This is a genomic window from Bifidobacterium sp. M0399 (assembly GCF_016100595.1).
In the GTDB taxonomy this organism is placed as follows: domain Bacteria; phylum Actinomycetota; class Actinomycetes; order Actinomycetales; family Bifidobacteriaceae; genus Bombiscardovia; species Bombiscardovia polysaccharolytica.
The window spans coordinates 95,853-121,934 of record NZ_JACFSD010000003.1 but is presented as its reverse complement, the minus strand read 5'-3'; the positions used below and the strand labels follow the sequence as shown (position 1 = coordinate 121,934).

Sequence of the window (26,082 nt, the reverse complement as noted above, 5' to 3'; positions counted from 1 at the left end):
ATATGCAAACACAGGGGTGTAGGCTGAGGCAAGCATCACCTGCATGCGAGGAGGATCAGATGACCGAGCGTCGTATCGTTACCTATGCCACAACCGAGCTGCTCAACCAAGCTACAGCAGCCCGCATCCTGCTGGAGCTGGGAGACCTTCTGGCCCGTCAGGACCGGGCCGACCTGGCGCTGACCGGCGGGCGAGATGCGGCGGATGTCTATGCCCTGATGGGTGCTGATCCCCTGAGCCAGAGCGTGGACTGGAGCCGGGTCCACCTCTGGTGGAGCGATGAGCGGTTCGTGGGCCTGGAAGACCCGGACCGCAACGACGAACAGGCACTGCGGGCCTGGTATGGCTCGCTGATCGACCAGGGGCTGCTGCCGCAGGCCAACGTACATTCCATGCCCGTGGATACTCGCAGCCCAGCTCAGGTTGAGGCCGCCGACCAAGAGGAGAACGAACGGGCTCTGACCCAGGCGGCAGCCACGTATCAGCAGGAGATTATCGACCAACTGGGCCCTGAGGGCCGGATGGATCTGGCCGTCTTCGGTGTAGGCCCCGACGGCCACTATGCCTCCCTCTTCCCCGACCGCCCCGAGGTCAGGCTGCAGGGCGACGATCTGCTGGTGACGGGCATCAGCAACTCCCCCAAGCTGCCCCCGCTCAGGGTCACCATGACCACGCCATTCATCCGCAGAACCCCCAAGGTATGGCTCTTCACCTCAACTGCCGAAAAGGCCTCGGCCGTGGCTGCTGCCCTGGGAACCACAGACAATCCCCATGTCCCCTCCTCTTATGCCAGGGGCACCCGAGAGACCCTCTGGCTCCTGGACGCTGATGCCGCCTCGAAACTGAACTGAGCCTTCTGCACCAAGAGCCTCTACAGATCTCAGGACTCCGAAGATCCCTTATCCGCAGCAGGAGCGGAGTCTTCGGAGTCCTTTCTTGTCATTTGTTCGACAGCCCGATCGGATTCGTCAACGATCCAATCCATGGCGTGGCGGGCCCCCCCTGCATCGCCCCGACGTATCAGCGCAGCCACGTCGCCATGCAACCGCAACGCTTTCTCATCGGCCTTCCTGGGCATAAGCTCATGCCGGGTCCGCCCAGACAGCACTGATGCAATCACATCGCCCAAGGCCGCGAACATAGCGTTGCCCGATGCCTCAAGCAGGGTTCGATGAAACGTTTCGTCAGCCCGAAGATAGTCCGGCCCGTCGGCCCGGTCAGCGTTGGCCACCATATCAATGGCGGCCCGCGTCAGCTTCGCCCATTGATCCTGATCAGCGTTGCCGGCCGCCAGCTGGGCAGCCATGGGCTCCACGCATGCCCTGAGCTCAGACAGCTCATGCAAGGTCCGTCCCCGGTCAGGTCCGCGCAGTCTCCACTCGATCACCTGTGGATCATAAATATTCCAGAGTTGACGAGGATTGACTGTGGCACCGACCTTGCGTTTGACAGTGACCAGACCCATGGCCTCAAGAACCCTGGTGACCTCGCGGGTGACCGTGCGCGAAGGCCTCTGGCTATCCAGGTCGGGGGCGGGCAGCCGGTCTCCCGGAGCGATGGTGCCATCTACGATGGCCGCCCCCCACTGATCCAGCAGCCGATCATGCAGGGTGCCTTCTGCAGCCGTTTCGTCATCAGGTTTCCTCGCGTTTTTCACGAATTCCACTCTAGCAACCTGGCTCATTCCCAATGGGACCAGAGTGATATGTAAATAATTTGAGACTCAATCCTGCCTCTTAGCATGCCGTCTTCCAATCCGTCACAGATTCGTGTAAAATACTGTCTGTTAAGGCATACGTAATATCACACTGTCGATATTATGTAATGCAAAAATAAGAGCCGGGAAGCTGTTCAGGCTGAACGGCTCGCATCCTCAGAGAAGAGGCAGCCATGCTTTTAGCGTCGCAGCCGACAGCCGACGGGTACCTAACCCTGGCGGCGAGTCAGGCCGTTTCCCTGAACACCACCCAATTGGGCATCAGCCTGGTGCTCAGCCTGGCGGTGCTCATCTTCCTAGTCACTGTCGTCAAACTTCATCCCTTTGTCTCACTGCTGGGTGCCGCCCTGGTGGTCGGCATCGGTTCTGGCTACGGCCCCGTGGCCACCCTGACCAGCTTTACCGGCGAGTTCGGCTCCACCATGGGCTCCGTGGGCATTTTGATCGGTCTGGGAGCCATGATCGGCAAGGTCCTCATGGACACCGGAGCCACTGACCAGGTGGTCAACACCCTGGTCGCCAAGTCCAAGCCCGCCACCATCCCCTGGATCATGGCCCTGATCGGCGCCCTGATCGGCCTGCCCATGTTCTTCGAAGTCGGCCTGGTCATTCTGGTCCCGGTCATCATTCTGGTGGCCCGCCGCACCAAGCTCCCCCTGATGCGGGTGGCCATCCCCACCCTGGCAGGCCTGTCCATCATGCACGCCTGTGTGCCTCCTCACCCCGGCCCCCTGGCAGCCCTGAGCCAGTTCAAGCAGACCGGAAACGTAGGCCTGACCATGATGTTCGGCATCCCCTTCGCCCTGATTACCCTGGTCGTCGTGGGCCCGGCCTTTTCCCGTCTGGCCTCCCGCTGGGTCCCCATCGAAGCCCCGGCCGATTTTGTGGCCAAGAGCGAGCAGGCCGGCAAGGAGGAGACCCGGCTTCCATCCTTCGCCCTCTCGGTCTGCTGCATCCTGCTGCCGGCAGTCCTCATGCTGCTGACCTCCATCTTCGAGATAGCCATTCCCGGGTTCAAGGATCGCACGGACGGCCTGGCACAGACCATCAACTTCATCGGCAACCCGGTCATGGCCCTGGCCATAGCACTGATTGTTTCCATGCTGGTCCTCAAGGCCGCCTCGGGCATTTCCTGGAAGACCGTCAATGACTCCCTGGGAGCCTCGCTTCCCGCTGTAGCGGGCATCCTGCTGATTGTGGGCGCAGGCGGTGGCTTCAAGGGCGTCCTGGTCTCCACCGGCATCGGCAAGATCATCGGCACCTTTGTGGAGAACTCCAACATCTCCATCTTCCTGCTGGGCTGGGTCATCGCCGTCTTCGTACGCATCGCCACAGGCTCGGCCACCGTCTCCATCCTGACCACGGCCGGCATTCTCAGCAACGCCATGACCATGATGCATGCGGGCTCCACGGCCACTACACTTCTGGTCATCGCCATCGGCGCCGGCTCCATCTTCCTCTCCCACCTCAACGACGCAGGCTTCTGGCTGATCAAGGAGTACTTCGGCCTGAGCGTTGGCGAGACCCTGAAGACCTGGTCGGTTCTGGAATGCCTGCTGTCGGTAGTGGTTCTGGTCCTGGTCATGATCGCCAGCATCTTTGTGCCCATCACCGCCTGAGTGTCATTGTCAGATTACTTTTCAGAAAGGTTGCACATGGTCGACACATCGTTGAAGAATTCCGACGCGCTGAGCGCAGAAGATCACCCGGAGCCCCAAGTCCCTTCGGCAGTGGACAACACGGTTCCTCCGGACTACTTCCAAGGCCGCACACCCGTTCTGGTCATCATGGGGGTCGCCGGCTGCGGCAAGACCACCATGAACGAGCACCTGGGCAGCAAACTGGGCTGGGACATGGCCGAGGCCGACGACTTCCACCCCCAGGCCAACATCGACAAGATGGCCCGCGGCATCCCCCTGAACGACCAGGACCGTTGGCCCTGGCTGGACAGCATCCATGATTGGATCGAGGACCACATGCGGCGAGGAGTGCCCGGAACCGTCACCTGCTCCGCCCTGAAGCGGATCTATCGTGACCGGTTGCGAATGCCTGGGGTCGTCTTCATCCACCTGAGCGGGGACTACGACTCCATCATGGAACGGCTCTCCAAGCGGAAGGGGCATTTCATGAAGCCGCAGATGCTCCGCTCCCAATTCGATGACTTGGAACCCCTGGGACCGGACGAGGTTCACCTGACCATCGACGTGGGTCTGCGCATGTCTCCCGAGATCGAGGCCGAAGAGGTCATCGACACCCTGGGTCTGCAGTGTGATGTCAAAGCGCACACCGCCCAGGTTCAGGCCGAGCGCGCCCGGCAGGCAGCCCGCCAGTAGCACCGGCAAAGCGGCCCGACCGCGGCCGACCACCAACCATCGCGGTCAACTTCACACTGTTGCAGTCAAGGGAGAGGAACTGACACTATGAAGATCGGCATGATTGGCCTGGGACGCATGGGCAAGAACATGGCGGACCGTCTGCGTACCGGTGGCCACCAGGTGGTCGGCTACGACATCGCGCCGGACTCGGGCAGGGATGTGGACAGCCTGCAAGCCCTGGTTCAAGCGCTGGATGCCCCACGAGTGATTTGGGTCATGGTCCCGGCCGGCAAGCCCATTGAGTCCACTCTCGATCAGCTTGGCGAGCTGATGGAGCGCGGCGACCTGGTCGTGGATGGGGGCAACACCCGCTTCACCCAGGACCAGGAGCACGCCCAAGCCCTGGCCGCCAAGGGCATAGGCCTGGTGGATGTGGGCACCTCCAACGGCATCTGGGGCAAGGAGAAGGGCTACGCCTTAATGGTCGGAGGATCGGATCAAGACGTGGCCCGGATCCAGCCCATCCTGGACACCTTGAAACCTGAGGGCGACTACGGTCTGGTCCACGCGGGAGGAACCGGCGCTGGCCACTATGCCAAGATGGTCCACAACGGTATCGAATACGGGATGATGCAGGCTCTGGCCGAAGGGTACGCAGTCCTGGAGGCCTCCGACCTGATCAAGGAGCCAGGCGAAGTGGTGGAGTCCTGGCGAAAGGGCTCGGTCATCCAGTCCTGGCTGCTGGATTTGCTGGCCCAGGCGCTAAAAGAGGACCCGCACCTGAGCAAAATCGCCGGCAAGGCTGACGAGACTGGCGAAACCAAATGGATGATTGCGGACGCCCTGGAGTTGGGGGTGCCCACACCGGCCATCACCTCGGCACTCTACGCCCGCCAGTCCTCCAAGATCGAGGACCCCATGACCATGAAGGTGGTCTCCGCACTGCGCAGCGCCTTCGGTGGCCACCCCATCGTCAGGGAGTAACCAGGTCCTGGGCCGGGTACCAGTAGGATCCCACCTGCGGGCGGACCTGGACCATGGCGCCGTCATCAGCGAAATCCAAGGGGGCAAAGACGATTTCGCGATGACAGCCGTCGCCCTGGCCGTCCCTGGCGAACCTGTGATAGGCGACGATCCAGTCGTCCCGGCCCGGCACACAGGTAATGCAGTGATGCCCCGTGGCCAGAATCCCCTTGGCATGGTCAGCCTTGATCAGGACCTGGGGCGCGGTCCAAGGGCCGTCCAGCGATGGCGCGCTGGACCAGCGGATCTGATAGTTCGGATCCCTGGTGTCATTTTCCGACCAGGAGGCATAGTAGATGTCTCCCCGCCGACAGACAGTGATGGCTTCGCGGAAGTTGTCAGGCACAGCGGAGCGTACTGAGTCATTCTCCAGACGCAGGCCATCAGGGCTCAGCCGCGCCATGTAGGCACGGCCATTGCCCCACAGCAGATAGGGCACATCGCCGTCATCCACGAAGATCGAGGGATCGATGGGCAGGCAGTCGTAGTCCCCCCGGGCGATGAATGGCTCCCTGGCCGCTCGGAAGGGACCGGTCGGGCCGGGAGCGACAGCTTGGCCGATCTGTCCATCGGCCACAAAATACAGGATGCAGCGTCCCCGGCGCACCAGCAGGCAGGGCGCCCAGGCACCCTGTCCCCCATGCCACCAGGGGATCTGTTCCAGATCCAGGATTTTTCTGCGGGTCCAGTGGCACAGGTCCCTGGATTCATAGACGTAGAAAGCGTGCGAGGACCAATCAGGCAGCCCGTCCTCGGTGCAATAGAGGTACCAGCGGTCCCCGATCATGACCAGATCCGGGTCCGCGCAGTAGCGATGCAGGGGGTTGCTTGCCAATCCTGTCCCCTTCGACCCTTGATGTGCGCTTGCGAATTCCTCCATGAACTGTGACTCCGATCCTTCATGAGTGCGGCGGCCGGAACCTCCGACCGCCGCCATTGACCACGACCTCCTGACTGGTCGCCTTACCCCTTGACCGCTCCGGCAACCAGTCCGGAGACGATCCACTTCTGACAGAAGATGAAGAAGATGAAGACCGGGATCAGGGCCAGGACCGTAATGGTCATGAAGCTGGGCCAATCAGTCGTGAACTGGCCGACTGCGTTGTAAACCTGCAGAACGATGGTGCGCAGGTTGGAACTGCTGATGAAGACGTTGGCCGTCATGAAGTCATTCCAGGTCGACATGGTCTGGAAGACCACCACCGTAGTCAGTATGGGTCTGATCAGCGGCAGGACGATGCTCCAGAAGATCCTCAAGGGTCCGGCCCCGTCGATCCTGGCGGCCTCAATGACATCAAAGGGCAGGGACTGCATGTAGCCCACGATCAGGAAGTAGCAGAAGACCGCCCCGCCCAGGTACATGACAATCAGGCCCAAGAGCGTGTTGACCAGCCCCACGCTGGACTCCATCCGATAGAGGGGAATCAGTGTGGACTGGGTGGGAATGACGAAGGCGATCATGAGGATCACTCCGATGACCGAAGTGAATATCGACTTGCGCAAAATCATCCCGTAGGCAGCCAGAGCTCCGATAAGCACCTGGAAGAGGACACCGAAGAAGGTGACGATCAGGGTGTTGATTAGGCTGCGGACGATGGGCACCGTGGCGAAGGCCCGCGTGTAGTTGCGCAGCGTCCACTGCTTTGGCAGGCCCAGCGGATTGGTGGCCATGTCAGGGATGGTCTTGAAGGTGTTGATCAGGATGTACCAGAGGGGCACAGCGCAGATCAGGGCAATGATCAGCACCACCACGCTTCTGACCACCGAACGCCGCCGTTCCCGCTGACTCAGGGTCAGGGTCGAGCTCTTGCTGCTGCTCATTGGAACCTCCTGGAAATCAGGCTGGCGGCGCCCATCTGAGCGAAGACCACGAGTGCCGTGGCCACGGTGAACAGGACCGCCAGGGCCGAACCCAGCCCATACTGGGACTGGCCGATGCCCTGCTGAATGATGGACTGGGTCACCGTATAGGTGGAGTACCCGGGGCCGCCCTTGGTCATGGTGTAGGGCAGGTCGTAGACCTTGAGGCCGCCCGACATGAGCAGGAAGCTGGAGGTGACGATGCCTGGGATCAGCTGGGGCAGGGTGATGTGGACGAATTGCTGGCGGCTGCTGGCCCCGTCCACTGTGGCCTGCTCATAAAGGTCTCCGGGAATGGACTGCAAAAAGGCCAAGTAGAGGGTGGCATGCCAGCCGATCTGCGCCCAGACGGCGATGAAGATGACGCAGCACCGGGCCAGGGTCGAGTTGGACAGCCAGGGCACTGGTCCCAGGCCGAAGACACCCAGGATGGTGTTGAAGACGCCTGACTTCATGGGTGAGAAGATGTACTTCCAGACCATGCCCAAGATGGCCAGCGAAGGCACGCTGAAGAAGAAGAACAGGGAGCGGGCGAAGTTGCGGCCCCAGAACTTCCGGTTCAGGGTGACGGCCAGAGGGATGGCGAAGATGGTCACCAGGACCGTCTGAGCCACGGCATACAGAATGGTGAACATCAGGCCTTGCATGGTCGAGGAATCGGTGAACACACTGTGGTAGTTCTTCCAGCCCACATAATGCATGTTCAGGCTGTAGCCGTTGAAGTCTGTCACCGAGTAGATGATGGTCTGCACCAGCGGCACCGCGAAGAGGATGACGAAGACGGCCAGTATGGGCAGGAGGAACCAGAAAGATGTCAGATCCTGCCGCAGACCGACCATGCGCCGTCGATGGGCGTTGGCACGCTCTGCCGAGGATTGGGAAGCCATGTTCCACCCTTCCTACTTGACCGAGGCCATCTTGTCGTCGATGGCCTTGGCCCACTGATCTACATTGATGGACCCCTGCACCAGCTGCTGGGTTTCGGACTGACGAACCGTGGTCAGCACATCCGGCTTGGCGTAGAAATTCGCAACCAAGAAGTAGCGACCCGTCCGCACGTTGGCCCGGTAGACCTGCTCGTATTCGGGTTTGACCTTGGCTTTGAACCCCTGGACGGTGATGGCATCCCCGTTGTCGGCCGAACGCTGCAGGGCCCAGCGGCCGTCCATGAAGGTCAGGAACTTTCTGGCCGCCTTGAGCTTGTTGCCCTTGAGATGGGAATAGATAGCATAGGCGGGCGATGGCGATCCCTGGGCGTAGTTGACCATGCCCTTCTCCATGAGCGGCATGGGGGCCATGCCATACTTGAACCCAGCCTGGGCGATGGATGGCAGGTCCCAGGGGCCGGTACAGATCATGGCTACCTGGCCGTTGATGAATTGGGTCTTCCTGTCGTCACCGCTGATGCCGACCGTGTCACGTGTGGCCAGACCCTGGTCATAGAGCTTCATCCAGGCCGCAACTACCTCGCGCTGGTCACTGCCTGGTCGTTGTGGACGGCGGTCAATCAGGCTGTTCACGTCCACCTTGTCTCTGGCCAGCTGCGAACCCATGAAAGCGTCAGGAATCTGACTGGGACCTTCACCAATGGCTTCGAGGAAAGGCGTGACCCCGGCGGCCTTGAGCTTCTTGCACAGCTGTAGGAACCCGTCCCAGGTCTCCGGAACCTCCTTGGCACCCGCCTTGGCCAGCAGGTCCTTGTTGTAGACGATACCGGCGGCCCAGGAGGACACGGACATGCCATAGACCTTACCCTGGTGGCTTACGAAGTCCTTATTGGCCTGGGAGATGTTGCGCATGAAGGGCTCGTTGGTCAGATCCCGCGCGTAGCCGTTCTTGATCAGGTCAGCCTTGTTCTCGGAGGTCATGATGAACACATCCGGGGCCTGGTTGCCGACCAGGCGGGTCTGCAGGGTCTGGACGTACTCGGTGGTCGGCGGCGAGTAGCTGAAGTCCACCTTGATTTCTGGGTTCTCCTGCTCGAATTGGTCGATGTATGGCCTCATCGTCTGTTCGTTGCTCCATGACAGGAAGGTCAGCGTGGTCTTGGACCCATCAGCACCGCCACCGGCTCCACAGGCTCCCATGGCCGACACCAACATACCGACCCCCAGCGCCGCAGCTATGCCCTTCCATGCTCGCTTCAGCTTCATGACTCCTCCTTGCAATCAATCCTCTGAACATCCTTCCGGGCTGTTCAACGTCGAGACCCGGGAATTGACACGATTCAACTGCTATCAAGATATGGTATAGCACGTTGGTTGAATCGTGTCAATCACATGACGACAAGGCCACCCACGTGCCTAAGATAATGGCTGAACCCCGGGAAAGGTGCGAAATGGTGACGATGAGCGACGTGGCCAAGGAGGCGCAGGTCTCTCGGGCCACTGCTTCCTATGCCCTTCGAGGCGATACACGCATAGCGGATGACACCAGGCGCAGGGTCCTGCTTGCAGCCCACAAGCTCCGCTACTCAGCCAATCTGTCGGCCAGAAGCCTGCGCTCAGGCAAGAGCGGCATCATCGGCGTGGCCATCTTCGAGCTGGACAAGCCCTACCCCGCGCAGATGAGCGCAGCCATCTCCCGGCAGATCAACGCCCATGGCATGCAGGCCATCATCCAGCAGACATCCAACTCCAAACAGGATGAGGTCTCCATCCTGCGGCATGTGACCAGCCAGCTCTGCGACGGCACAATCTTCAGCCCGGGCAGCATCACCAATGAGGAGATGCAGGAGCTGGCCGATGGCAAGCCTCTGGTCCTGCTGGACGACCCCTCAGCCGAGCCGGTCTTTGATTCAGTCATGACGGCCGGATTCGAGGGAGCCGCCATGGCCGTGCGGCACCTACTGGACTGCGGATGCCAAAGAATAGGTGTGGTGGGCGCCGACATGACGGCCAGCACCGATCCGGTCCAACGGTACTCGGTCCGCGGCCGCAGGGTGGCCGGCTGCTTGAAGGCTCTGAAAGACGCCGGAATCAAGGCCCGCTCCAAAGACTTCCTGACCCTGGACCGCTGGGACGGGGAATTGGCCCGCGACTTGGGTCATCATCTGGCAGACAGGTCCGACCTGCCCTTTGACGGCATCTTCTGCATGACCGACTCCCTGGCCCTGGGCCTGATCCGAGGACTGCACGAATGCGGCGTGGAGGTCCCCCGGGACCTGGCCGTCATGGGATTCGACGGCATCCAGGAGGGAGAGTCCTATATACCTTCGCTGACCACCATCAGCACCGACAAGGAGGACCTGGCCCGCAAGGCGGTTGATGCCCTCCTGGCCCGCCTGCAGGGCGACGACGATAATCGTCCTGCCACCCGGACGACTGCCGCCTGCCGGCTGGTGGTCCGGGAATCCACAGCCAAGATCCGATAACAGATTGACAAAAGGGTCCGCGCTGCCGTCTTAGCGGCTGCGCGGACCCTTGCGATCCCGGCGAAGCTCAGTCCTGCTTGATTTCGGACTTGTCCTCGGCCCAGAGGGTGTGGAAGACGCCTGGCTGATCTACGCGCCCATAGGTATGAGCACCGAAGAGGTCACGCTGGCCCTGGATCAGGGCGGCGGGGAGCCTATCGGAACGCAGCCCGTCGTAGTAGGACAGAGAGCTGGCGAAGACGGGGATGGGGATGCCGGCCTGGGTGGCACGGGCCACAACACGCCGCCAGGAGTCCTGGGCCTGCTCGACAGCCTGCTTGAAGAATGGATCGAAGAGCAGGGAGCCCGGCTCACGGCCAGAGGCGTAAGCATCGGAAATCCTGTTCAGGAACTTGGCTCGAATGATGCAGCCGCCACGCCAGATGCGGGCGATGGCACCCATATCCAGCTTCCAGCCATAGACTCGAGCTCCCTCCTGCATCTCGTTGAATCCCTGGGCGTAAGCCACAATCTTGGAAGCATAGAGGGCCTGGCGAATGTCCTCAATGAAGGACTTTCGGGCCTCGGGGTCGGCGGCCAGATCAGCCATGACGGCCTTGGGCTGCGGACCCTTCAGGCCCTCCTGGGCCGCCTGGCTGCGCAGCTCGGGCGAGGAAGAAAGTCCCCGGGCGAAGACGGCCTCGCCGATGCCGGTCACGGGCACGGCAAGGTCCAGCGCGGTCTGCACGGTCCAGGTGCCGGTGCCCTTCATGCCGGCCTGGTCGGTGACGATGTCGATGAAAGGCTTGCCGGTGGTGGCGTCGGTGTGATGGAGCACCTCGGCTGTAATCTGCACCAGGTAGGAGTTCAGATCTCCCTGGTTCCACTCTTCGAAGACCTGGGCGATGGCCTCGGGTTCCATGCCCAGACCCCTGCGCATCAGGTCATAGGACTCGGCGATCACCTGCATGTCCGAGTATTCGATGCCGTTGTGGACCATCTTGACGAAGTGGCCCGCCCCATCGGTGCCGATGTGAGTGACGCAGGGTTCGCCATCGACCTTGGCGGCAATGGACTCCAGGATGGGCCCCAGGGTCTTCCAGGACTCATCGGTCCCACCAGGCATCATGGAGGGCCCCAAGAGGGCGCCCTGCTCGCCGCCGGAGACGCCGCAGCCTACGAAGTGCAGCCCACGGGCCCGGATGGCCTTCTCCCGGCGGATGGTGTCCTTGAAGTAGGCATTGCCGGCGTCGACGATGATGTCTCCCGGCTCCATCAGGTCGGCCAGGTCATTGATCATCTGGTCGGTGGGATCCCCGGCCTTGACCATGATGATGGCCGTGCGGGGTTTAGTCAGCGAGGCCACGAACTCCTGCAGCGTCTTTGCCGGGACAAACTGGCCCTCCTGGCCATGATCGTGAATCAGGGTCTCAGTGCGCGAATAGTGGCGGTTATAGACCGCTACGGTATTGCCGTGCCGTGCCAGGTTCCTGGACAGACTGGCACCCATGGCGGCCAGACCCACGACTCCGATATTGGCTTGAGCTTGTGTCATCACATCACCTTTCGACGGTAGCCCGGAAAGGCCGGGCACCAGGTTCCATGCCGTCAATTCTATGGCCCGGACCCGATTTGGGCCAGGATCCACAGGGTGAGATTCCACTCACTCAGTCCTTGTGGTGCTTGCCGCCCTTCATCTTGCGGGAAGGCAGAACCACTCGCGTCAGCTTGGGAACCGCCCGGGTGGAGACGAACAGGGGCTGCACCTCCACGATGGGGTTGTAGGGAGCCAGACCGAACCACTTGATCGGCGAGCCAGCCACCTTGCGAATGGCGTACTTGACCTTCAGCGAGAAGGCACCCCGGGAATCAATCTTGGACTCGGGCATCAGGGCCTTGTGGACCAGCACATAGGTGACTGTGCCGATCTGCGGATCCTCGTCCACCTTGGGGTAGATGGAGGGCTGCTTGGGCAGTTCGCCGCTATCGATCAGCTCGTGCATGATCTGGTGCAGATAGGTGGCCACATTCTGGTCCACCTTGAAGCCCAGCCTCATGCGCACGCGGAAGAGGTAGTTGGTGCCGAAGTTCTCCACCGAATACTTGCGGGTGTAGGGAGCGTCCGTGGTCTGGACCGAGACCGCCCACCAGGCCCGGGCACGCTTGGGCCGGTTGGCGAAGATGGAGAAGAAGATGTCGGTGTCCAGCCGCCGCATCTCCGCGTCCGAGGTCAGATAGACCAGGTTGTCTGCATAGTAGGGGACACGGAAGTCGTTATGGAGCATCTCCAGGGCGGGCAGGCACTCCTTGGCTGTCATATGCCGCCGTTGCGAGCGCTCCACCTTGGTGCCCACATCCCAGGTGTACATGATGTAGAGGATGGCCGCGGTCAGCAGCATGGTGAACCAGCCGCCGTGCATGAACTTGGCCATGGAGGCCATGAAGAAGAGGATCTGGATGGCCAGGAAGACCAGGGCGAAGAGCAGGGAGAGCGCCCGCTTACCGTCGTGCCAGATGTAGTCGGCCAGCAGGACGGTAGTGGTGATCATGGTCACCGTCAGAGCCAGCCCGTAGGCGGCCGAGATGTGCTCGGAATCCTTGAAGATGGCCAGCACAGTCAGCGTGGCCGCGCACAGGACCCAGTTGATGGTGGGGATATAGAGCTGGCCGCGGGTCCGCGCCGGGTAGCGCACCTGCAGGTGAGGCATCCAGTTGAGGCCAGTGGCCTCCGAGACCATGGTGAAGGCGCCCGTTATCAGGGCCTGCGAGGCGATGACACCAGCCGTCACCGACAGAAGCACCGCCACGTAGCGCACGGTGGTGGGCATCATCTGGAAGAAGGGGTTGAGCCCGTCTACGCCCTGTAGGGCCTTATTGTCGCTGTTGCGCAGGATCCAGGCCCCCTGGCCGAAGTAATTGAAGACCAGGGCGATGTTGATGAAGGGCCAGGTGGCGTAGATGTTGCCGCGGCCCACGTGACCCATGTCGGAATAGAGTGCCTCGGCTCCCGTGGTCGACAGGAAGACCGTGCCCATGATGGTCAGACCCACAGGGTTCTGCGGGCTGAAGAGGAAGCGAATTCCGTAGACCGGGTTCAGGGCCTCGAAGATGGACCAATCGTTGCCGATGCAGTAGATGCCGATCAGGGCAAGGAAGGCGAACCAGACCATGACCACGCTGCCGAAGACCTTGCCGATCCGCTCGGTTCCGCGCGACTGGACCGCAAACAGGATCAGGATGATCACGAAGGTGATGACCATGGTCAGGTTCCCGTTCTCACGGAAGATCGGAGTCAGAACGGGGATGGTCTTGAGGCCTTCGACTGCTGAGGATATGGAGACCGCCGGAGTCAGCACCGAGTCAGCCAGGAAGGCGGCGCCGCCGACCATGGCAGGAATGGCCAGCCATTTGCCGTAATGCCGGACCAGGGTGTACAGGGCGAAGATGCCGCCCTCGCCCTTGTTGTCGATGCGCATGGCCACCAGAACGTATTTGACCGTGGTAATCAGCGTGATGGACCAGAAGACCAGGGAGAGCATGCCCAGCACAGCCGCCCTGTCCACACGGGCCATACCGCCTTGCCCGGCCACGAAGGCCTGCATGGTGTACAGGGGCGAGGTGCCGATGTCGCCGTAGACCACGCCCAGGGCCACGATGCACATGCCCAAGCTGATCCTGTCAGGTGAGGACTGTACCCGCCGCCACCAGCGGCCCAGAGGACCCTTTGGCGGAGTGCGACGACGCTGGGCTGCCCGCTGGGCCTCGCGCCGGACCCGCTTGAGCTCGTTCTCCTCCTCGCGCGTGCGGGATTTGGCCGAGATCTTTGGGGCCTTGGTAAAGCTCTCCGGGGGAAGTATCGATTCTTTCGTCAACCGACCCTTACGAGAGGCCGCCGTCGACTTCGCCGCTTTTTCGCCGGATAACCGGGGTGGTTCGTCAGCGCCCCTGCCATCATCCTGAGCCGCCATCTCATGCCGCTCATCCGCCATAGAGCCCTCCATCGGCCAAAGCCTTCACTCATCTACTTCTGGGTGCCGTATGTTGCTGTTCGCGCACACGTGCGACGACAACCGTAGCACTCTCCCCCCACACTCGGCAGGGGCGATTCAGACCGCGACACACCATAAGCTTAATCCCGGCCTGGCACCGTCCGTCGGACATCCCTCACAGGCCATAAACACGGCGCGTGGTGGCTGCCGTCGCTTTGGCCACCTGGGCCAGAGGGCAGTCCAAGGCATCGGCCATGGCGCGCAAGGTGTAGGGGATCATGTAGGGAGAGTTGGTACGCCCCCGGTAGGGCATGGGGCTCAGATAGGGCGCATCGGTCTCCACCATGATGTGGTCCATACCGACCACGGACAGGGCCTGGCGGATTCCCTCGTTGCCCTTGTAGGAGACCGTCCCGGAAAAACTCAGATACCAACCGTGCTCGGCGGCCACCTGAGCCATCTGCGCATCCCCTGAATAGGAGTGGAAGATCGTGCGCTCGGGAGCGCCATCCTCCAGCAGGGTCTCAATGACCTGCCGGTGGGCGTCGCGGTCGTGGATCTGCATGGGCAGATCCAGTTCCTTAGCTAGGGCGATGTGGTCCCGGAAGGCCTGCCGCTGGATCTCTTCAGCCCCCTGACCGGTTCGGAAAAGGTCCATGCCCGTCTCCCCGATGGCCACCACCTGGTCGGGATATGCGCGAGCCAGGCGGGTGACCTCCTCAAGCGCCTGCTCGAAGGGGACCTCATGCCAGGGCTGATATTTCAGTGGCAGTCCGTCCGGTCCCGGCACCCCTCGATGGCCGTGCAGGACAGCCTCATTGGGATGGATGGCCAGAGCCGCGTGAACCACCCCAGGATGGGCCAGGGCCAGATCCACAGCCGTCTGCAGGTGGGGCAGTTCGCAGCCCACGTCGATGGCTCCGACCACGCCCACGGCCCGAGCCCTTGCCAGCTGCTGGTCGACCGTGCGGACGGGGACCGGATCCTGCCCGCGCTCCCTGGCCTGCCGGTCCATCTCCTGGGCGAAGGGGACCACAGAGGCCATGTGGGTGTGATCGTCGATGACTCCTGTGCCTGCGGGCAGCGGCTCGGGGTCGGGAGCCCAGCTGCGGTCGCGATGATGCTTGCTCATGGTCCACAGTCTAGGAACCCATACGGCCCAATGTGCGACCCGCCCGGACGGCCGGCTCTGTCAAAAGGAAGGTCGGCAGCTAGAATCGCCCATGACGGCCCTGGAACGACCGGAACGGAAGAGCGAAGAAGCGCCCGCCATCTGTCCCTGCCAGTCCCCCGCCGCCGCAGTATCTTTGCCGAAAGCAGGAAAGGTGGAACATGTCTACGGATTGGCAGCCCTCATTCGAGGCGACCAGCGCCTACCTCTTCGTCCACTTCACCGGCCATGAACAGGCTGAGACGGATGAGCAGCTCTACTTCGCCCTCAGCCGCGACGGCCTGCACTGGCATGACCTGCGGGCCCAGGGAGACCCGGTGCTGACCTGGAGCGAAGGCGAAGGTGGCGTACGCGACCCCTATGTCGTCCGGGGGCCAGACGGCCTCTTCCACATCATCGCGACCGATCTGTCCGTCTACCACAGGGGCGGCTGGCAGGAGGGCAGGGCCACCGTGAACGGATCCACCGGCCTGGTCATCTGGGATTCGCCTGACCTGGCCCACTGGGGCAGGCCCCGTCTGGTGGATGTGGCCTCGGCCATTCCCAAGGCCGGCATGGCCTGGGCTCCGGAGGCCTGCTGGGATGCCGACAGGGAGCAATGGATAGTCTTCTGGGCCACGGCCGCCGCCGACAGTGCTGAAGACCCGGCTGCAGCCGACCTGGCCAACGAGCTGGGTGACGGCATCAACATGTACTACGCCACCAGCGCTGACCTGATCACCTTCTCCCGCCCGGTAAAGTGGATCGACCGCAGCAACGGTATCATCGACACAACCATGCTCAAGGCGCCCGACGGCTGGTGGTACCGGGCCTCCAAGGATGACCAGATCACCCTGGAGCGCACGCGCAACCCCTATGCGGTCACCCATGAGCTGGTGCGCACGGACGACGACCAGGCCTGGTCCTACCTATCCAATCTGACCGATATCTTCGGCCAGGGGCGCTACTCCTCGCGTTATCTGGAGGGCCCCGAGCTCTTCCTCTACAACGATGCCGATGCTGCCGGACCCGACGGCAGAGCCATGCCTTTCGGTCTGATCTGCGACCAATTCCTCGAGGGCCGGGGCTATCTGCCCTTCCGCTCGGCCGATCTGTCGTCCAGGCAGCAACAGGACTGGACCTTGGTCAACGACATGGACTTCGGCCGGCTGACCAAACGCCACGGGTCCATCATGCCCATCACCGAGAGCGAGTATCGGATTTTGAAGCAGACCCTGACCCGCTGACCCGCTTTTTGGCGGGTTCGAGCACATGGACATCCATGCCCGGCAGCCGTCCCCAGGAATAAACGGCAGCCATGTCTGCAAAGAGCGGCACGGCCAGACCGAAGGTCACGGCCAGACCCGGCCAGGTGTAGTAGGCCCAGCCCGTGATCATGAGCAGGGCCAGGACCATCAGGGAGCAGAGGGGACGCCCCACCACCATGGACAGGGCGGTCCGGGCCGCCCAGAGGGGGCCCTCGTCGAAGTTGGACCGCACCGGCCAGCTGAGAAGGACGAAGAGCCCGTACAGCAGGTTGAGCAGGAGGAGCAGGCCGGAGACCACCGGTGTCAGGGTGCCCATGTCATTGGTCATGGTCAGCCAGTACTCCCAGATCAGGAGTGCCCAGACCAGGAACTGGGGCCATCCGAAGCGGTTGGCCGCAGCCAGCTCTGAGCGCCAGGCCCGGTGGAAGGTCATCCAGGTCTGCTTGACCGTCCATGAGCGGTCTTTCAGGTCCAGCAGCCAGGTTCGGTACGTGGTGCAGGTGGCCGCCATGGAAGGGAAGAATCCAACCAGAACAAGTCCCAGTAGAGTGTGGGCCAGGAAGGCCACATGGACCACGAATATCATCATGATGATTCGGCATAGGAACTCGTATCCCACTGCGAAGCGCTTCATCGCCACCCCTTTTCTGGATTCCATTGTTCCCGCCAGAGCAGACGAACGCAACCCTCGTCGATCAATATGGGCAGGGTCACCAGCGGGGATTCGCCCAGATGATCCGGCCGCCACCGATCTCCGATGTACAGGCAGGGCAGGGCCGGATCCTCTGAAAGGGGCACGATGGCGTCGCACTGCGACTGGTAGGTCTGCGTCCCCAGAGGCGCCACAGGCTTCCACGGGCTCCATGGCCCACGCAGGTCCCGCGAAACAGACACCATGTTGTCATTGCAATCCCAGCCGGTCAACTGCGAACCAAACCAGTAGTACCAGTCGCCCCGGTGCAGGAGGATGGGGGATTCATAGCCGAAGCGGCCGTCCTGTCCACGCAGACAGACCAGATCCTCCACCAGAGACAGGTAGTCCCTTGAGAGCCGGTAGATGTGGGTTCCCTGATCGCGGTCCTCGGAGACCAGATACCCGCTGCCATCCCAGTCCTGAAAGGCGAAGATATCACGGCTGGCATTCATGCCAAACCGCATGGTTGAAAGGGGCCGGAAGGGTCCCTCGGGCCGTTCGCTGACAGCCGTGCCCACATGGGCGTAACGGTAATCCCCCTCGCCGTCCACATGCAGGTACATGACATAGAGACCATTGGCTGGACAGCGCAGGACCCGGGGGCGCTCCACAATCCGCTCCGGAGAGGTCATCCCGCCCGGCGCCCCCACTGGCAGAGCGCAGCCCAGGTCGTGCCAGTGGACGAAGTCCTCGGTGGCATAGCAGCAGATTCCCCCGAACCGGCTACCCCCGGTCTTGATCTCGCCATAGGCCAGCCAGCGGCTGCCATCCTTCAGCATGCCCAGAGCGTGCAACTGGGCCACAGACCCATCCGCCCGCCTGACCAGCTGCACACCCGATATGAGGCTCATGGTCTCATCCCTTGACCGCGCCGATCATGACACCCTTGTTGAAGTATTTTTGCAGGAAGGGGTAGATAATCAGCAGGGGCAGGGTGGATACGATGATGACGCCATACTTGATCTGGTCAGCCAGCTGTTGCTGCTGCAGGACGTTCTGGCCGCCGTTGCCGCTGCCCATCTGGTTGGTCTGGTTGGCCAGCAGAATGGACTGGAGGACGTTCTGCAGAGGCTCCTTGGCCTCCTGCCGAATGTAGATCAGACCGGTGAAGTAGTCGTTCCAGTGGCCCACGAAGTAGTAAAGGCCGATGACGGCGATGATGGCCGAGCTTAGGGGGATGACGATCTTCATGAAGTAGCCGAAGTAGCCCAGTCCGTCGATCCGCGCCGCATCATGCAGGTCCTCGGGTATGGAGGTCTCAAAGAACGAACGGGCGATGATCAGGTTCCAGACGCTCAGGGCGCCAGGCAGGATGAAGACCCACATGCTGTTGAGCAGGCCCAGTTGCTTGTAGAGCAGGTAGTTGGGGATGAGCCCGCCGGCGAAGTACATGGTGAAGGTGAACAGGAAGAGCAGCACCCTGCGGGGCTTGAACTCCAGGCGTGACAGGGCGAAGGCCGCAGGCATGGTGACCACCAGGTTCAGAGCCGTGCCCAAGACGGCGTACAGGACCGTATTTCCATAGCCGGTCCAGATGCGGGCATCCTGGAAAACCCTCTGGTAGCCGGCCAGCGTGAAGCCCACGGGCCAGAGCGTGACCCGCCCCGAGGAGACCGCCCCCTGGTCGGACAGGGATGCGACCACGATGAACCAGAGCGGGTAGATGACCGCCAGAAGAATGACGGCCAGGAGCAGGGCGATGACGATATCGACGGCCATATCCCCCGGCTTCAGCTGCTGTCTGGTGTGCTTGTTCCATGGGATGGCCCCAGGGTCCGCCTTGGGTGCCGGTTGCGCGACGTTGCTGCTAGTCATGATGACGCTCCTTATCCTGCACAATCAGAAGATGCTGGTGTCGGTGACCCGCTTGGATATCCAGTTGGCCGCGACCAGGAAGATGAAGTTGATGACCGTGTTGAATAGGCCTATGGCCGTTCCGTAGCTGAATTGGAAGGATTGGATGCCGATCTTGAAGGTATAGGTGGATATGACCTCGGAACCCGGCAGATTCATGGCGTTCTGCATCAGCCAGACCTTTTCGAAGCCCACGGACAGGACCGAGCCCATGTTCATGATCAGCAGGACCACGCAGGTGGGCATGATGGTGGGCAGGTCCACATACCTGATCAGCTGCAGCCGGCCTGCCCCGTCCATCTTGGCAGCCTCGTAAAGGGACAGGTCCACCGAACTCAGGGCCGCCAGATAGATGATGGCGTTCCATCCGCAGTGCTGCCAGACCTCGCTGATCCAGTAGATGGGCGCCACGGCACCGGGGCTGTCCAGGACGTTGTCCTTGCCCAGGAAGCGACCGATCAGCCCAGTATTGGGCGTCAGGAAGATGTTGAGCATGGCCACGATGACCACGGTGGAGATGAAATGGGGCATGTAGGTGATGGTCTGCGCGAATCCCTTGATCCGCTGCGAGCCGATCTGGTTGATCAGCAGGGCCAGAATGATAGGGGTGATGAACCCCAGGACCAGCGTTCCCAGGCTGATCTTGAAGGTGTTGATCATGGTGGAGGCAAAGAGGGGCGACTGGAAGAACTGCCTGAAGTACTGCAGCCCCACCCATCGGCCACCGGTCAGCCCCTTGGCGGGAACAAAGTCCCTGAAGGCCAGCTGGATGCCGTACATGGGCACGTAGGCGAAGAGCAGGGTGAAGCCCAGGGCCGGCAGGGCCATGAGCCAGAGCTGCCAGTATCGTCGGAAATGCCAGGCCAGCCGCCTACGCAGAGGCCAGGTTTTCCGGACCTTGTCGTTATCCACCACCTGCGCGTCGCTACCGCGCTCGATCGCTTCCTTGTCCGCACGCACCTTCAACCTCCTTGCCAGAGGAGCCGGCGATCGGCCATCCTGCAGAGCCGACCGCCGGACCCGCGCCAATCGGCTTACTTGATCTTGATGGCCTTGTCGTAGGCCTTCTGCCAGATCGTGGTGTTCTTTTCGATCTGATACTTCTTCAGATTGCTCTGGAAGTCCTTCCAGGCGGCATCATCCTGGACGCCCCCCTTGGCCAGCCAGTTGGAGACCACAGGCACGGCGTAGTTGAACAGGGCGGTGTTGTTGTTGGCCACGGTGTTCTGATCCGCCTCGCTGATACGCACATAAATAGGCATCATGTCCCGCTCGTGGTCGTAGTGCTTATACTGCTCCTCATAGGCCTTGTCCACGGCAGCCACATGGTCCATACCCCGGTCGCCCTCAACGGTGACCGCATCAGGAATCCAGCCGGCCAGCCGGTCTTCCAGGGCCGGAATCTTGGCCGCGTCCTGGGCCTGGTGGAACTTGTCGGTGACCCGGTAGGCGTGCGGGCCGGTCTTCTCAAGGTACTTATCTGTCAAGGAGCCGTAGAGCTGCTGGACGGAGTACTTTTCGGAATAAAGCAGGTTGATGACCTTCAACGCGGCATCCTTGTTGGTCGCATTGGCGGACATGGCCATGTGGTAGTCCTCGAAGCGGTTGGCCTCGCGTGAACCGTCCCAGACCACCTTGTCGGCGGAGACCCCGTCGGCCGCAGGCACGGGGATGCTCTCATACTGCTGGGCCATGGCCGACCCGTAGGATCCGAAGGCAGAGTCGTCCCAACCGAAGACCATGCCTACCTTGGCGGTCTGCCCGTCAGATTGGTTGCGGGCGTTGTACTTGTCGTCCTTGGCAGTGACCCAGTCAGAGGGGGCCCATCCCTTCTCGACCATCTCGCGGTAGAAGGCGATGACCTGACGGAACTGATCGGTCTGCATCCAGTTGCCGACCTTGCCGTCGCGCAGATAGATCCCCTGCTGCGAGGGTCCGGAGTTGAAATGGGTGACGATGCCAGTCGAATTCATCATCAGGAAGGGGCTCCACCAGTCCCCGATCTTGCCGGTGACCAGTTCCCGCGGGTTGAAGGCGATCTCGTCTGCCTTGCCGTTGCCGTTGGGATCGCGGGTTTTGAAGGCCTCCATGACCGTACGCATCTCGTCCCAGGTGGTGGGGGCCTTGAGCCCCAGTTTCTCCAGCCAGACGCGGTTGATCATCAGATGCTGCCCCGAGGCCAGGAACCCCTTGGTGCGGCTGGATGGCAGGACACGGACCTTGCCGTCTACAGTGACGAACTTGCGGGCTGTGGGCTGCTCCTTGAAGAAGCGTTTGACATTGGGGAGCTTGTCCAGGTCATCTCCCAAGGTCTCGAAGGCTGAAGGATTGCGGACGGCATCGTCCGGATTGAAAGCCCTGATGTTCAGATCGTCGATCTCGCCAGCAGCCAGCGAGGCATTCTTCTGCTGCCCCCAGGCGTCATCGCTGACTTCGTGCCACTGGATGGAGCAGTCGCAGTCGGCGGCCAGCTCCTTGGCCCAGGTCATGTCGGCCATCTTGGTTTCGTTGGAGTTTTTCACCACCAGAATCTTGACTATGGGCCGTCCCTTGTCATCGGTGGAGGACCCCCCCCCCCGCCACAGGCGGCGAGAGTGCCCGCCATGGCCAGTGCCGACAGCGCGGCCAGGCCCTTCATCATGGTTGCCTTGGTTGTCATGATCAGTCTCCTTCTCCATTCCCGGCCCTTGAAAGGCCTGGCAAGCAGATCGGGTCTACAGGACCCCGGCTGCTTTGCCTACGCATACGTCTTTGCATACTTGCAGAGGGTGAAACCTGTCGTCATCCCATAGGAATCGTAACGATTTGATTATGCATTTCTCGCTGCCTCCTTGTCAAATCATCGCTGTTGTGGGCGCGTTCGGCAGGTGATGGACATAGAATTATTGCAACGATTCGATAGGCGGGTTGACCTATGGGACCAGACTTGACCCGTCGGTTCCTGGTCATTCGCAAGGAGGCGAAGCGGTGGTAACACTCAAGGATGTAGCGGATGCCGCAGGCGTATCCCCATCGACAGCCTCGGCGGCCCTGCGCGGCATGGACATCGTCAAACCCCTTACACGCCGCAAGGTCATCAGACAGGCCCAGCGACTCCACTACTCCACCAACGTATCCGCCCGTGCCCTGCGCTCGGGCAGGTCAGGCATATTCACCTTGATTGTGCCGGACTTGGAAAACGGCTACTACGCCAGGCTGGCCAATTCCCTGTCCAACCGGCTCTTCGCCAGGAACCTGAAGCTGATCATTCAGGTCAGCCAGTATGACAAGGCCAAGGAACTCCGCCAGATTCAGGAGCTACGCTCCTCCATGTGCGACGGTCTTTTCGTCTGCTCCACTCACAACAGCGCCCGGGAAATCCAGCAGGTGGCCAACGGGCTCCCGGTCCTGCTCTTCGACGATATGAGCGTGCAGAACCAGGCCTGCTACGACTCCATCGAGACTCCCAGCAGGGACGGGATGACCGCCGCCATACGCCATCTGCATGCCTGCGGGCGCCGGAGAATCGGCGTGGTGGGCGGCCATCAGGGAGCCCTGAGCGCCAGCCATGCCCTGAGCGTGACCTTGCGGCGGAACCGCTACCGGCAGGCTCTGGACACCATGCAGGACCTGGGCATGGATACCTCCCAGGCTCTGATCAGCTGTGACTGGTCCACCCCGGCCGGACGGCGGACGGCACATGCCCTGGCTCGCCAAGGCATGCCCTATGATGCCCTCTGTTGCATGAATGACGCCTTAGCCCTTGGCGTCATCCGAGGCCTGGCTGAATGCGGAGTGCGGGTGCCCGAGGATGTCGCGGTCACCGGCTTCGACGGGATTGAACCGGGAGCCTACTCCGTCCCCACCCTGACCACCGTGGCAGTGGATTTCACTGAGATGGCGCGGATGGCCGTCTCCATGATGCTGGACCATGTCGGTCAGCAGGAGGGCCATGAAGATTCGGGCCGAACCCCTCGCCGAGTGATTGTGGGCTACCATCTGCTGGAGCGGGAATCCACCCTGGGAATCCATGCTGCAAGCACGGTTCAAAGGGACCCGGAAACTCAGTCGAAATCCATATAGTCAACGAAGGCCCGGACGTAGGATACGGTGTCGGCTATGTTGCTCAGCCCCAGGATGGCATGCTTGGGCAGACCGGGCACCTGTTTCCAGCGCGATGATCGGGAGAGATCCAGACCCATGGCATGGGACGGGTTCGATACCTGCCGGCCCTTGGAATCCACCAGTACGCCCTGGCTGGCCAACCGCCGAAGGTCGCCGCCCTTCAACCCTTGCGAGGGCTTAGCCACCAGCCCACGCTTGCACAGAGTCGGAAAGAGGCCCGCGGGGGCGATCACCATGTTGATCTGGCCTGCAGTGACCCGGGTCAGGGCCTTGGCCGAATCGTCGTAGCCCTGGCCATTCAGCGTCAAGGTCGCCTCCATATCGACCAGCCGACCATCCTTGATTCCCTGGTCGCGCATAAATCCCTGTTTGAGGCGATCGAACCCCTCCTCATGGGTGCTCATGTTGAAGCCCTGAACTGAAATAAGCGGGTCCGGCGGCCTGGTCAGTCTGGTGACGACCAGGCCGATCAGCAGGGCCAGTACCAGACCGACGGCCAGAACACCAGGAAGGAAGTGCTGGGCGAAGTAGGGCCAGCGCTTGGCGGGCGGCAATTGCCTGAAGATGGTCCATTTGGACTGTCCGGCGTGGGGATCCGCCGATGCCAGAACCCCCAGGGCATCCTTCTGGTCGGAGCTAAGCCCATACCGATCGCCCTGACGCTCATCCATGCCTGACCTCCCCATCCGCGACGCTCACCAGCCCAGTCTAAATCCAGAATGAACAAGGGGCCGACGGAGGTTGGTCATCCCCCGTCGGCCCCTTGGGCACCAGGCACAGCGGCCCACCCCTCAACGGGTCCTGTACCTGGTGCCGATGATGTCGGCTTTGTCGGTCACTTAATGCCTGTCATGGCGATGCCCTGCACGAAGCTCTTCTGAATGAAGAAGAAGATAATCAGCAGGGGCAGCGCGGAGATCAGGGCGCCCGCCATGACCACGCCATAGGGCGTGACCGAGGAGCCGTGCCCGGTCAGCATGGCCAGACCGGCGGTGATGGTCCTGGTCTCCGGGCGGCTGGTCATGATCAATGGCCAGAGCAGATCGTTCCAGTTGCCCATGAAGTTGAACATGGTCACCACCAGCACCGAGGACTTGGCGTTGGGCAGGATGATCTGCCAGAAGATGCGGAACTCGCCGGCACCGTCAATGCGGGCTGCGTTGTCCAGATCCTTGGGCAAGGAGATGAAGAACTGACGCATCAGGAAGATGCCGCCCACATCAGCCAGCCTGGGGATGATGATGCCCCAGTAGGAGTTGACCAGGCCCATGCTTGCCAGCAGCTTGTAGACCGGGATCAGCAGGGCCATGCCGGGGATCATCATGGTGGCGATCAGGATTCCCAGCAGGAAGCCACGCCCCTTGAAGTCGATCCTGGAAAGCCCGTAGGCGGCCAGGGAGTCGAAGAAGACCGAGAAGACCGTCACTGCTCCGGCGAAAATCACTGTGTTCATCAACTGCTTGCCGATGGGCATCCGCTGGAAGAGCGAGGTGTAGTTGTCCAGCGTGAATGAGGAGGGAATCACCTTAGGCGGCCAGGTTTGGGTCAGCTTGTTGGGCGTGAAGGAGGTGATCAGCACAATCAGCAGCGGGAAGATGATGATTACCGTCATCAGGATCAGCAGGAAGTAGGTCAGGACCCTGGCCACCATGTGTCGTGCATGGGCCCTCTTGAGCAGCTTATCGTGCTCGATTGCGGTAGGAGTCGACTGGCTCATCCGATTTCCTCCTTCTCATGCTTGTTGTTCCAGACCAGCTGGATAACGCCGATGATCAGCGTCATGATCAGCAGGACATAGGACAGCGCCGATGCATAGCCCATCTTGCCGTTGCCGAAGGCTTCGGTATAGATACGGTAGACGATGGTCTCCGTGGCGCGGTCGGGGCCTCCGGAAGTCAGAATGAAGACCTGGTCGAAGACCTGGAAGGATCCGATCAGACCGAAGATGACCACGTAGTTGAAGGTGGGCATCAGCCCGGGCAGGGTGATGTGCAGGAAGCGCTGCCAGGCGTTGGCCCCATCCAGGGAGGCCGCCTCGTACAGGTCCGGGTTGATCCCCTGCAGACCGGCCAGGAAGATGACCATGAAATAGCCGAAGTTCTTCCATACGGTGATGAAGATGATGGTGGCCAGGGCCGTGGACTTGGTTCCCAGCAGATCCATGTGCTGAATGCCGAAGAGCACCTTGCCCCAGTAGGGTATAAGACCCAAAGAGGGCGAGAGGATGAAGCTCCAGGCGATGGAGGCCACAGTCAGCGAAATGATGTAGGGCATGAACAGGCAGGTGCGGAAGAAGCCGACCCCCTTGATGTCCTTGCGGTTGAGCAACAGGGCGAAGGCCAGGGCAACGATGACCACCAGCGGCGCATAGGCGACCGCGTAGATGACCGTGTTGCGGAAGTCGGTCCAGAAGTCCGCGTTGGTGAAAAGCTCGGCGTAGTTGTGCAGACCGACAAAGATGCCCTTGCGGTTGATGCGGTCTGTAGTCAGCGAAGTGAAGAAGGTCTTGATGGTCGGGTAAAAGACGAAGACCGACAGGACAATCAGGGCCGGGGCTATAAAGCTCAACCCGATGCGAATATTGCGCCTGGAAAGGGTTTTCTTGTTGTCCTTGATGGCCGCGTCGGCGCCCTGCGCGGGTGGGATCCCAGTGGTAGTGGACATAGGTACTCCAAAGTGTCGCCCGGACGCCGGGCCCGGGCGACGGTCAGCCGTGAGGGGACCGGTCGGCGGCGCTACTGGCCGCCAGACCGATT

22 protein-coding genes and 1 pseudogene are annotated in these 26,082 nt (G+C 61.6%); 7 read left to right on the top strand and 16 right to left on the bottom strand.

What is annotated here, in order from left to right; all coding sequences use genetic code 11:
* Positions 1 to 59: 59 nt before the first annotated feature.
* On the top strand, positions 60 to 851 hold the full coding sequence (gene pgl / locus H3V09_RS07420; protein ID WP_198191564.1) for a 6-phosphogluconolactonase: 792 nt from the start codon (positions 60 to 62) through the stop codon (positions 849 to 851).
* Between the two features lie 29 nt (positions 852 to 880).
* On the opposite strand, the gene H3V09_RS09030 is transcribed toward pgl, so the two are convergent.
* Positions 881 to 1,657 carry a FadR/GntR family transcriptional regulator gene (locus tag H3V09_RS09030; RefSeq protein ID WP_198191565.1) on the bottom strand — a complete coding sequence of 259 codons (777 nt, stop codon included), beginning with the start codon at positions 1,655 to 1,657 and terminating at the stop codon, positions 881 to 883.
* Positions 1,658 to 1,890: 233 nt separating this feature from the next.
* Between H3V09_RS09030 and H3V09_RS07410 the strand changes: the two genes are divergently transcribed.
* From H3V09_RS07410 to gnd, 3 genes and pseudogenes are all read left to right on the top strand, one after another.
* Positions 1,891 to 3,336, top strand: coding sequence for a GntP family permease (locus H3V09_RS07410; protein ID WP_144178202.1), 1,446 nt, complete (start codon positions 1,891 to 1,893; stop codon positions 3,334 to 3,336).
* A gap of 36 nt (positions 3,337 to 3,372) precedes the next feature.
* Positions 3,373 to 4,050 (top strand): gluconokinase, encoded by a 678-nt coding sequence (locus H3V09_RS07405; RefSeq protein ID WP_082097679.1) that lies wholly within the window; start codon positions 3,373 to 3,375, stop codon positions 4,048 to 4,050.
* A gap of 54 nt (positions 4,051 to 4,104) precedes the next feature.
* A pseudogene (gnd, locus tag H3V09_RS07400) lies at positions 4,105 to 5,016 on the top strand (phosphogluconate dehydrogenase (NAD(+)-dependent, decarboxylating)); the annotation flags it as partial.
* Here the strand turns inward: gnd and H3V09_RS07395 are convergent.
* The 4 genes from H3V09_RS07395 to H3V09_RS07380 form a co-directional block, all read right to left on the bottom strand.
* Positions 5,006 to 5,935, bottom strand: a complete 930-nt coding sequence (locus H3V09_RS07395) for a family 43 glycosylhydrolase (RefSeq protein ID WP_198191567.1) — start codon at positions 5,933 to 5,935, stop codon at positions 5,006 to 5,008. The pseudogene gnd and the gene H3V09_RS07395 overlap by 11 nt on opposite strands.
* 83 nt (positions 5,936 to 6,018) lie before the next feature.
* Positions 6,019 to 6,876, bottom strand: coding sequence for a carbohydrate ABC transporter permease (locus tag H3V09_RS07390; RefSeq protein ID WP_198191568.1), 858 nt, complete (start codon positions 6,874 to 6,876; stop codon positions 6,019 to 6,021).
* Positions 6,873 to 7,802: a carbohydrate ABC transporter permease gene (locus tag H3V09_RS07385; RefSeq protein ID WP_198191569.1), complete on the bottom strand. Its 930-nt coding sequence runs from the start codon at positions 7,800 to 7,802 to the stop codon at positions 6,873 to 6,875. The genes H3V09_RS07390 and H3V09_RS07385 overlap by 4 nt, the downstream gene beginning before the upstream one ends.
* A gap of 12 nt (positions 7,803 to 7,814) precedes the next feature.
* A complete protein-coding gene (locus tag H3V09_RS07380) occupies positions 7,815 to 9,068 on the bottom strand; it encodes an ABC transporter substrate-binding protein (RefSeq protein ID WP_198191570.1) in 1,254 nt (417 codons plus the stop codon).
* Between the two features lie 185 nt (positions 9,069 to 9,253).
* Here H3V09_RS07380 and H3V09_RS07375 point away from each other — a divergent pair, with 185 nt between their 5' ends.
* Positions 9,254 to 10,288, top strand: a complete 1,035-nt coding sequence (locus H3V09_RS07375; RefSeq protein WP_198191571.1) for a LacI family DNA-binding transcriptional regulator — start codon at positions 9,254 to 9,256, stop codon at positions 10,286 to 10,288.
* Positions 10,289 to 10,355: 67 nt separating this feature from the next.
* Here the strand turns inward: H3V09_RS07375 and gndA are convergent, their stop codons facing one another.
* From gndA to H3V09_RS07360, 3 genes are all read right to left on the bottom strand, one after another.
* Complete coding sequence (gndA, locus tag H3V09_RS07370; protein WP_198191572.1) at positions 10,356 to 11,822, bottom strand: NADP-dependent phosphogluconate dehydrogenase; 1,467 nt, start codon at positions 11,820 to 11,822, stop codon at positions 10,356 to 10,358.
* Positions 11,823 to 11,934: 112 nt separating this feature from the next.
* Entirely contained in the window at positions 11,935 to 14,256 is a 2,322-nt protein-coding gene (locus tag H3V09_RS07365; protein ID WP_415873512.1) for a KUP/HAK/KT family potassium transporter, read from the bottom strand.
* 175 nt (positions 14,257 to 14,431) lie between these two features.
* Positions 14,432 to 15,388, bottom strand: coding sequence for a TatD family hydrolase (locus H3V09_RS07360; RefSeq protein WP_198191573.1), 957 nt, complete (start codon positions 15,386 to 15,388; stop codon positions 14,432 to 14,434).
* Between the two features lie 200 nt (positions 15,389 to 15,588).
* On the opposite strand from H3V09_RS07360, the gene H3V09_RS07355 reads away from it, so the two are divergent.
* A complete protein-coding gene (locus tag H3V09_RS07355; RefSeq protein ID WP_198191574.1) occupies positions 15,589 to 16,653 on the top strand; it encodes a glycoside hydrolase family 43 protein in 1,065 nt (354 codons plus the stop codon).
* Here H3V09_RS07355 and H3V09_RS07350 read toward each other — a convergent pair.
* From H3V09_RS07350 to H3V09_RS07330, 5 genes are all read right to left on the bottom strand, one after another.
* Entirely contained in the window at positions 16,607 to 17,308 is a 702-nt protein-coding gene (locus tag H3V09_RS07350) for a YesL family protein (RefSeq protein ID WP_046322320.1), read from the bottom strand. The genes H3V09_RS07355 and H3V09_RS07350 overlap by 47 nt on opposite strands.
* On the bottom strand, positions 17,305 to 18,219 hold the full coding sequence (locus tag H3V09_RS07345) for a family 43 glycosylhydrolase (RefSeq protein WP_198191575.1): 915 nt from the start codon (positions 18,217 to 18,219) through the stop codon (positions 17,305 to 17,307). Before H3V09_RS07345 ends, H3V09_RS07350 begins: the two co-directional genes overlap by 4 nt.
* A gap of 4 nt (positions 18,220 to 18,223) precedes the next feature.
* On the bottom strand, positions 18,224 to 19,183 hold the full coding sequence (locus H3V09_RS07340; RefSeq protein WP_046322317.1) for a carbohydrate ABC transporter permease: 960 nt from the start codon (positions 19,181 to 19,183) through the stop codon (positions 18,224 to 18,226).
* 24 nt (positions 19,184 to 19,207) lie between these two features.
* A complete protein-coding gene (locus H3V09_RS07335) occupies positions 19,208 to 20,137 on the bottom strand; it encodes an ABC transporter permease (RefSeq protein WP_233439353.1) in 930 nt (309 codons plus the stop codon).
* A 119-nt stretch (positions 20,138 to 20,256) separates the two neighbouring features.
* A complete protein-coding gene (locus tag H3V09_RS07330) occupies positions 20,257 to 21,900 on the bottom strand; it encodes an extracellular solute-binding protein (RefSeq protein ID WP_232342075.1) in 1,644 nt (547 codons plus the stop codon).
* A gap of 289 nt (positions 21,901 to 22,189) precedes the next feature.
* Here H3V09_RS07330 and H3V09_RS07325 point away from each other — a divergent pair, with 289 nt between their 5' ends.
* Positions 22,190 to 23,284 (top strand): LacI family DNA-binding transcriptional regulator, encoded by a 1,095-nt coding sequence (locus tag H3V09_RS07325; protein WP_198191576.1) that lies wholly within the window; start codon positions 22,190 to 22,192, stop codon positions 23,282 to 23,284.
* On the opposite strand, the gene H3V09_RS07320 is transcribed toward H3V09_RS07325, so the two are convergent.
* The 3 genes from H3V09_RS07320 to H3V09_RS07310 form a co-directional block, all read right to left on the bottom strand.
* Positions 23,266 to 23,997: a hypothetical protein gene (locus tag H3V09_RS07320; RefSeq protein WP_198191577.1), complete on the bottom strand. Its 732-nt coding sequence runs from the start codon at positions 23,995 to 23,997 to the stop codon at positions 23,266 to 23,268. The genes H3V09_RS07325 and H3V09_RS07320 overlap by 19 nt on opposite strands.
* 164 nt (positions 23,998 to 24,161) lie before the next feature.
* Positions 24,162 to 25,043 (bottom strand): carbohydrate ABC transporter permease, encoded by an 882-nt coding sequence (locus H3V09_RS07315; protein ID WP_052733238.1) that lies wholly within the window; start codon positions 25,041 to 25,043, stop codon positions 24,162 to 24,164.
* The gene (locus H3V09_RS07310; protein WP_198191578.1) at positions 25,040 to 25,990 is read right to left on the bottom strand and encodes a carbohydrate ABC transporter permease; all 951 of its coding nucleotides are present in this window, start codon (positions 25,988 to 25,990) and stop codon (positions 25,040 to 25,042) included. Before H3V09_RS07310 ends, H3V09_RS07315 begins: the two co-directional genes overlap by 4 nt.
* Positions 25,991 to 26,082 lie beyond the last annotated feature (92 nt).

Bases quoted from the DNA above. Each gene is read 5' to 3' on its own strand.
- pgl (WP_198191564.1), top strand. From the start codon at position 60: ATGACCGAGCGTCGTATCGTTACCTATGCCACAACCGAGCTGCTCAAC.
- H3V09_RS07410 (WP_144178202.1), top strand. From the start codon at position 1,891: ATGCTTTTAGCGTCGCAGCCGACAGCCGACGGGTACCTAACCCTGGCG.
- H3V09_RS07405 (WP_082097679.1), top strand. From the start codon at position 3,373: ATGGTCGACACATCGTTGAAGAATTCCGACGCGCTGAGCGCAGAAGAT.
- H3V09_RS07395 (WP_198191567.1), bottom strand. From the start codon at position 5,935: ATGGAGGAATTCGCAAGCGCACATCAAGGGTCGAAGGGGACAGGATTG.
- H3V09_RS07390 (WP_198191568.1), bottom strand. From the start codon at position 6,876: ATGAGCAGCAGCAAGAGCTCGACCCTGACCCTGAGTCAGCGGGAACGG.
- H3V09_RS07385 (WP_198191569.1), bottom strand. From the start codon at position 7,802: ATGGCTTCCCAATCCTCGGCAGAGCGTGCCAACGCCCATCGACGGCGC.
- H3V09_RS07380 (WP_198191570.1), bottom strand. From the start codon at position 9,068: ATGAAGCTGAAGCGAGCATGGAAGGGCATAGCTGCGGCGCTGGGGGTC.
- H3V09_RS07375 (WP_198191571.1), top strand. From the start codon at position 9,254: ATGGTGACGATGAGCGACGTGGCCAAGGAGGCGCAGGTCTCTCGGGCC.
- gndA (WP_198191572.1), bottom strand. From the start codon at position 11,822: ATGACACAAGCTCAAGCCAATATCGGAGTCGTGGGTCTGGCCGCCATG.
- H3V09_RS07365 (WP_415873512.1), bottom strand. From the start codon at position 14,256: ATGGCGGATGAGCGGCATGAGATGGCGGCTCAGGATGATGGCAGGGGC.
- H3V09_RS07360 (WP_198191573.1), bottom strand. From the start codon at position 15,388: ATGAGCAAGCATCATCGCGACCGCAGCTGGGCTCCCGACCCCGAGCCG.
- H3V09_RS07355 (WP_198191574.1), top strand. From the start codon at position 15,589: ATGTCTACGGATTGGCAGCCCTCATTCGAGGCGACCAGCGCCTACCTC.
- H3V09_RS07350 (WP_046322320.1), bottom strand. From the start codon at position 17,308: ATGAAGCGCTTCGCAGTGGGATACGAGTTCCTATGCCGAATCATCATG.
- H3V09_RS07345 (WP_198191575.1), bottom strand. From the start codon at position 18,219: ATGAGCCTCATATCGGGTGTGCAGCTGGTCAGGCGGGCGGATGGGTCT.
- H3V09_RS07340 (WP_046322317.1), bottom strand. From the start codon at position 19,183: ATGACTAGCAGCAACGTCGCGCAACCGGCACCCAAGGCGGACCCTGGG.
- H3V09_RS07330 (WP_232342075.1), bottom strand. From the start codon at position 21,900: ATGGAGAAGGAGACTGATCATGACAACCAAGGCAACCATGATGAAGGG.
- H3V09_RS07320 (WP_198191577.1), bottom strand. From the start codon at position 23,997: ATGGATGAGCGTCAGGGCGATCGGTATGGGCTTAGCTCCGACCAGAAG.
- H3V09_RS07315 (WP_052733238.1), bottom strand. From the start codon at position 25,043: ATGAGCCAGTCGACTCCTACCGCAATCGAGCACGATAAGCTGCTCAAG.
- H3V09_RS07310 (WP_198191578.1), bottom strand. From the start codon at position 25,990: ATGTCCACTACCACTGGGATCCCACCCGCGCAGGGCGCCGACGCGGCC.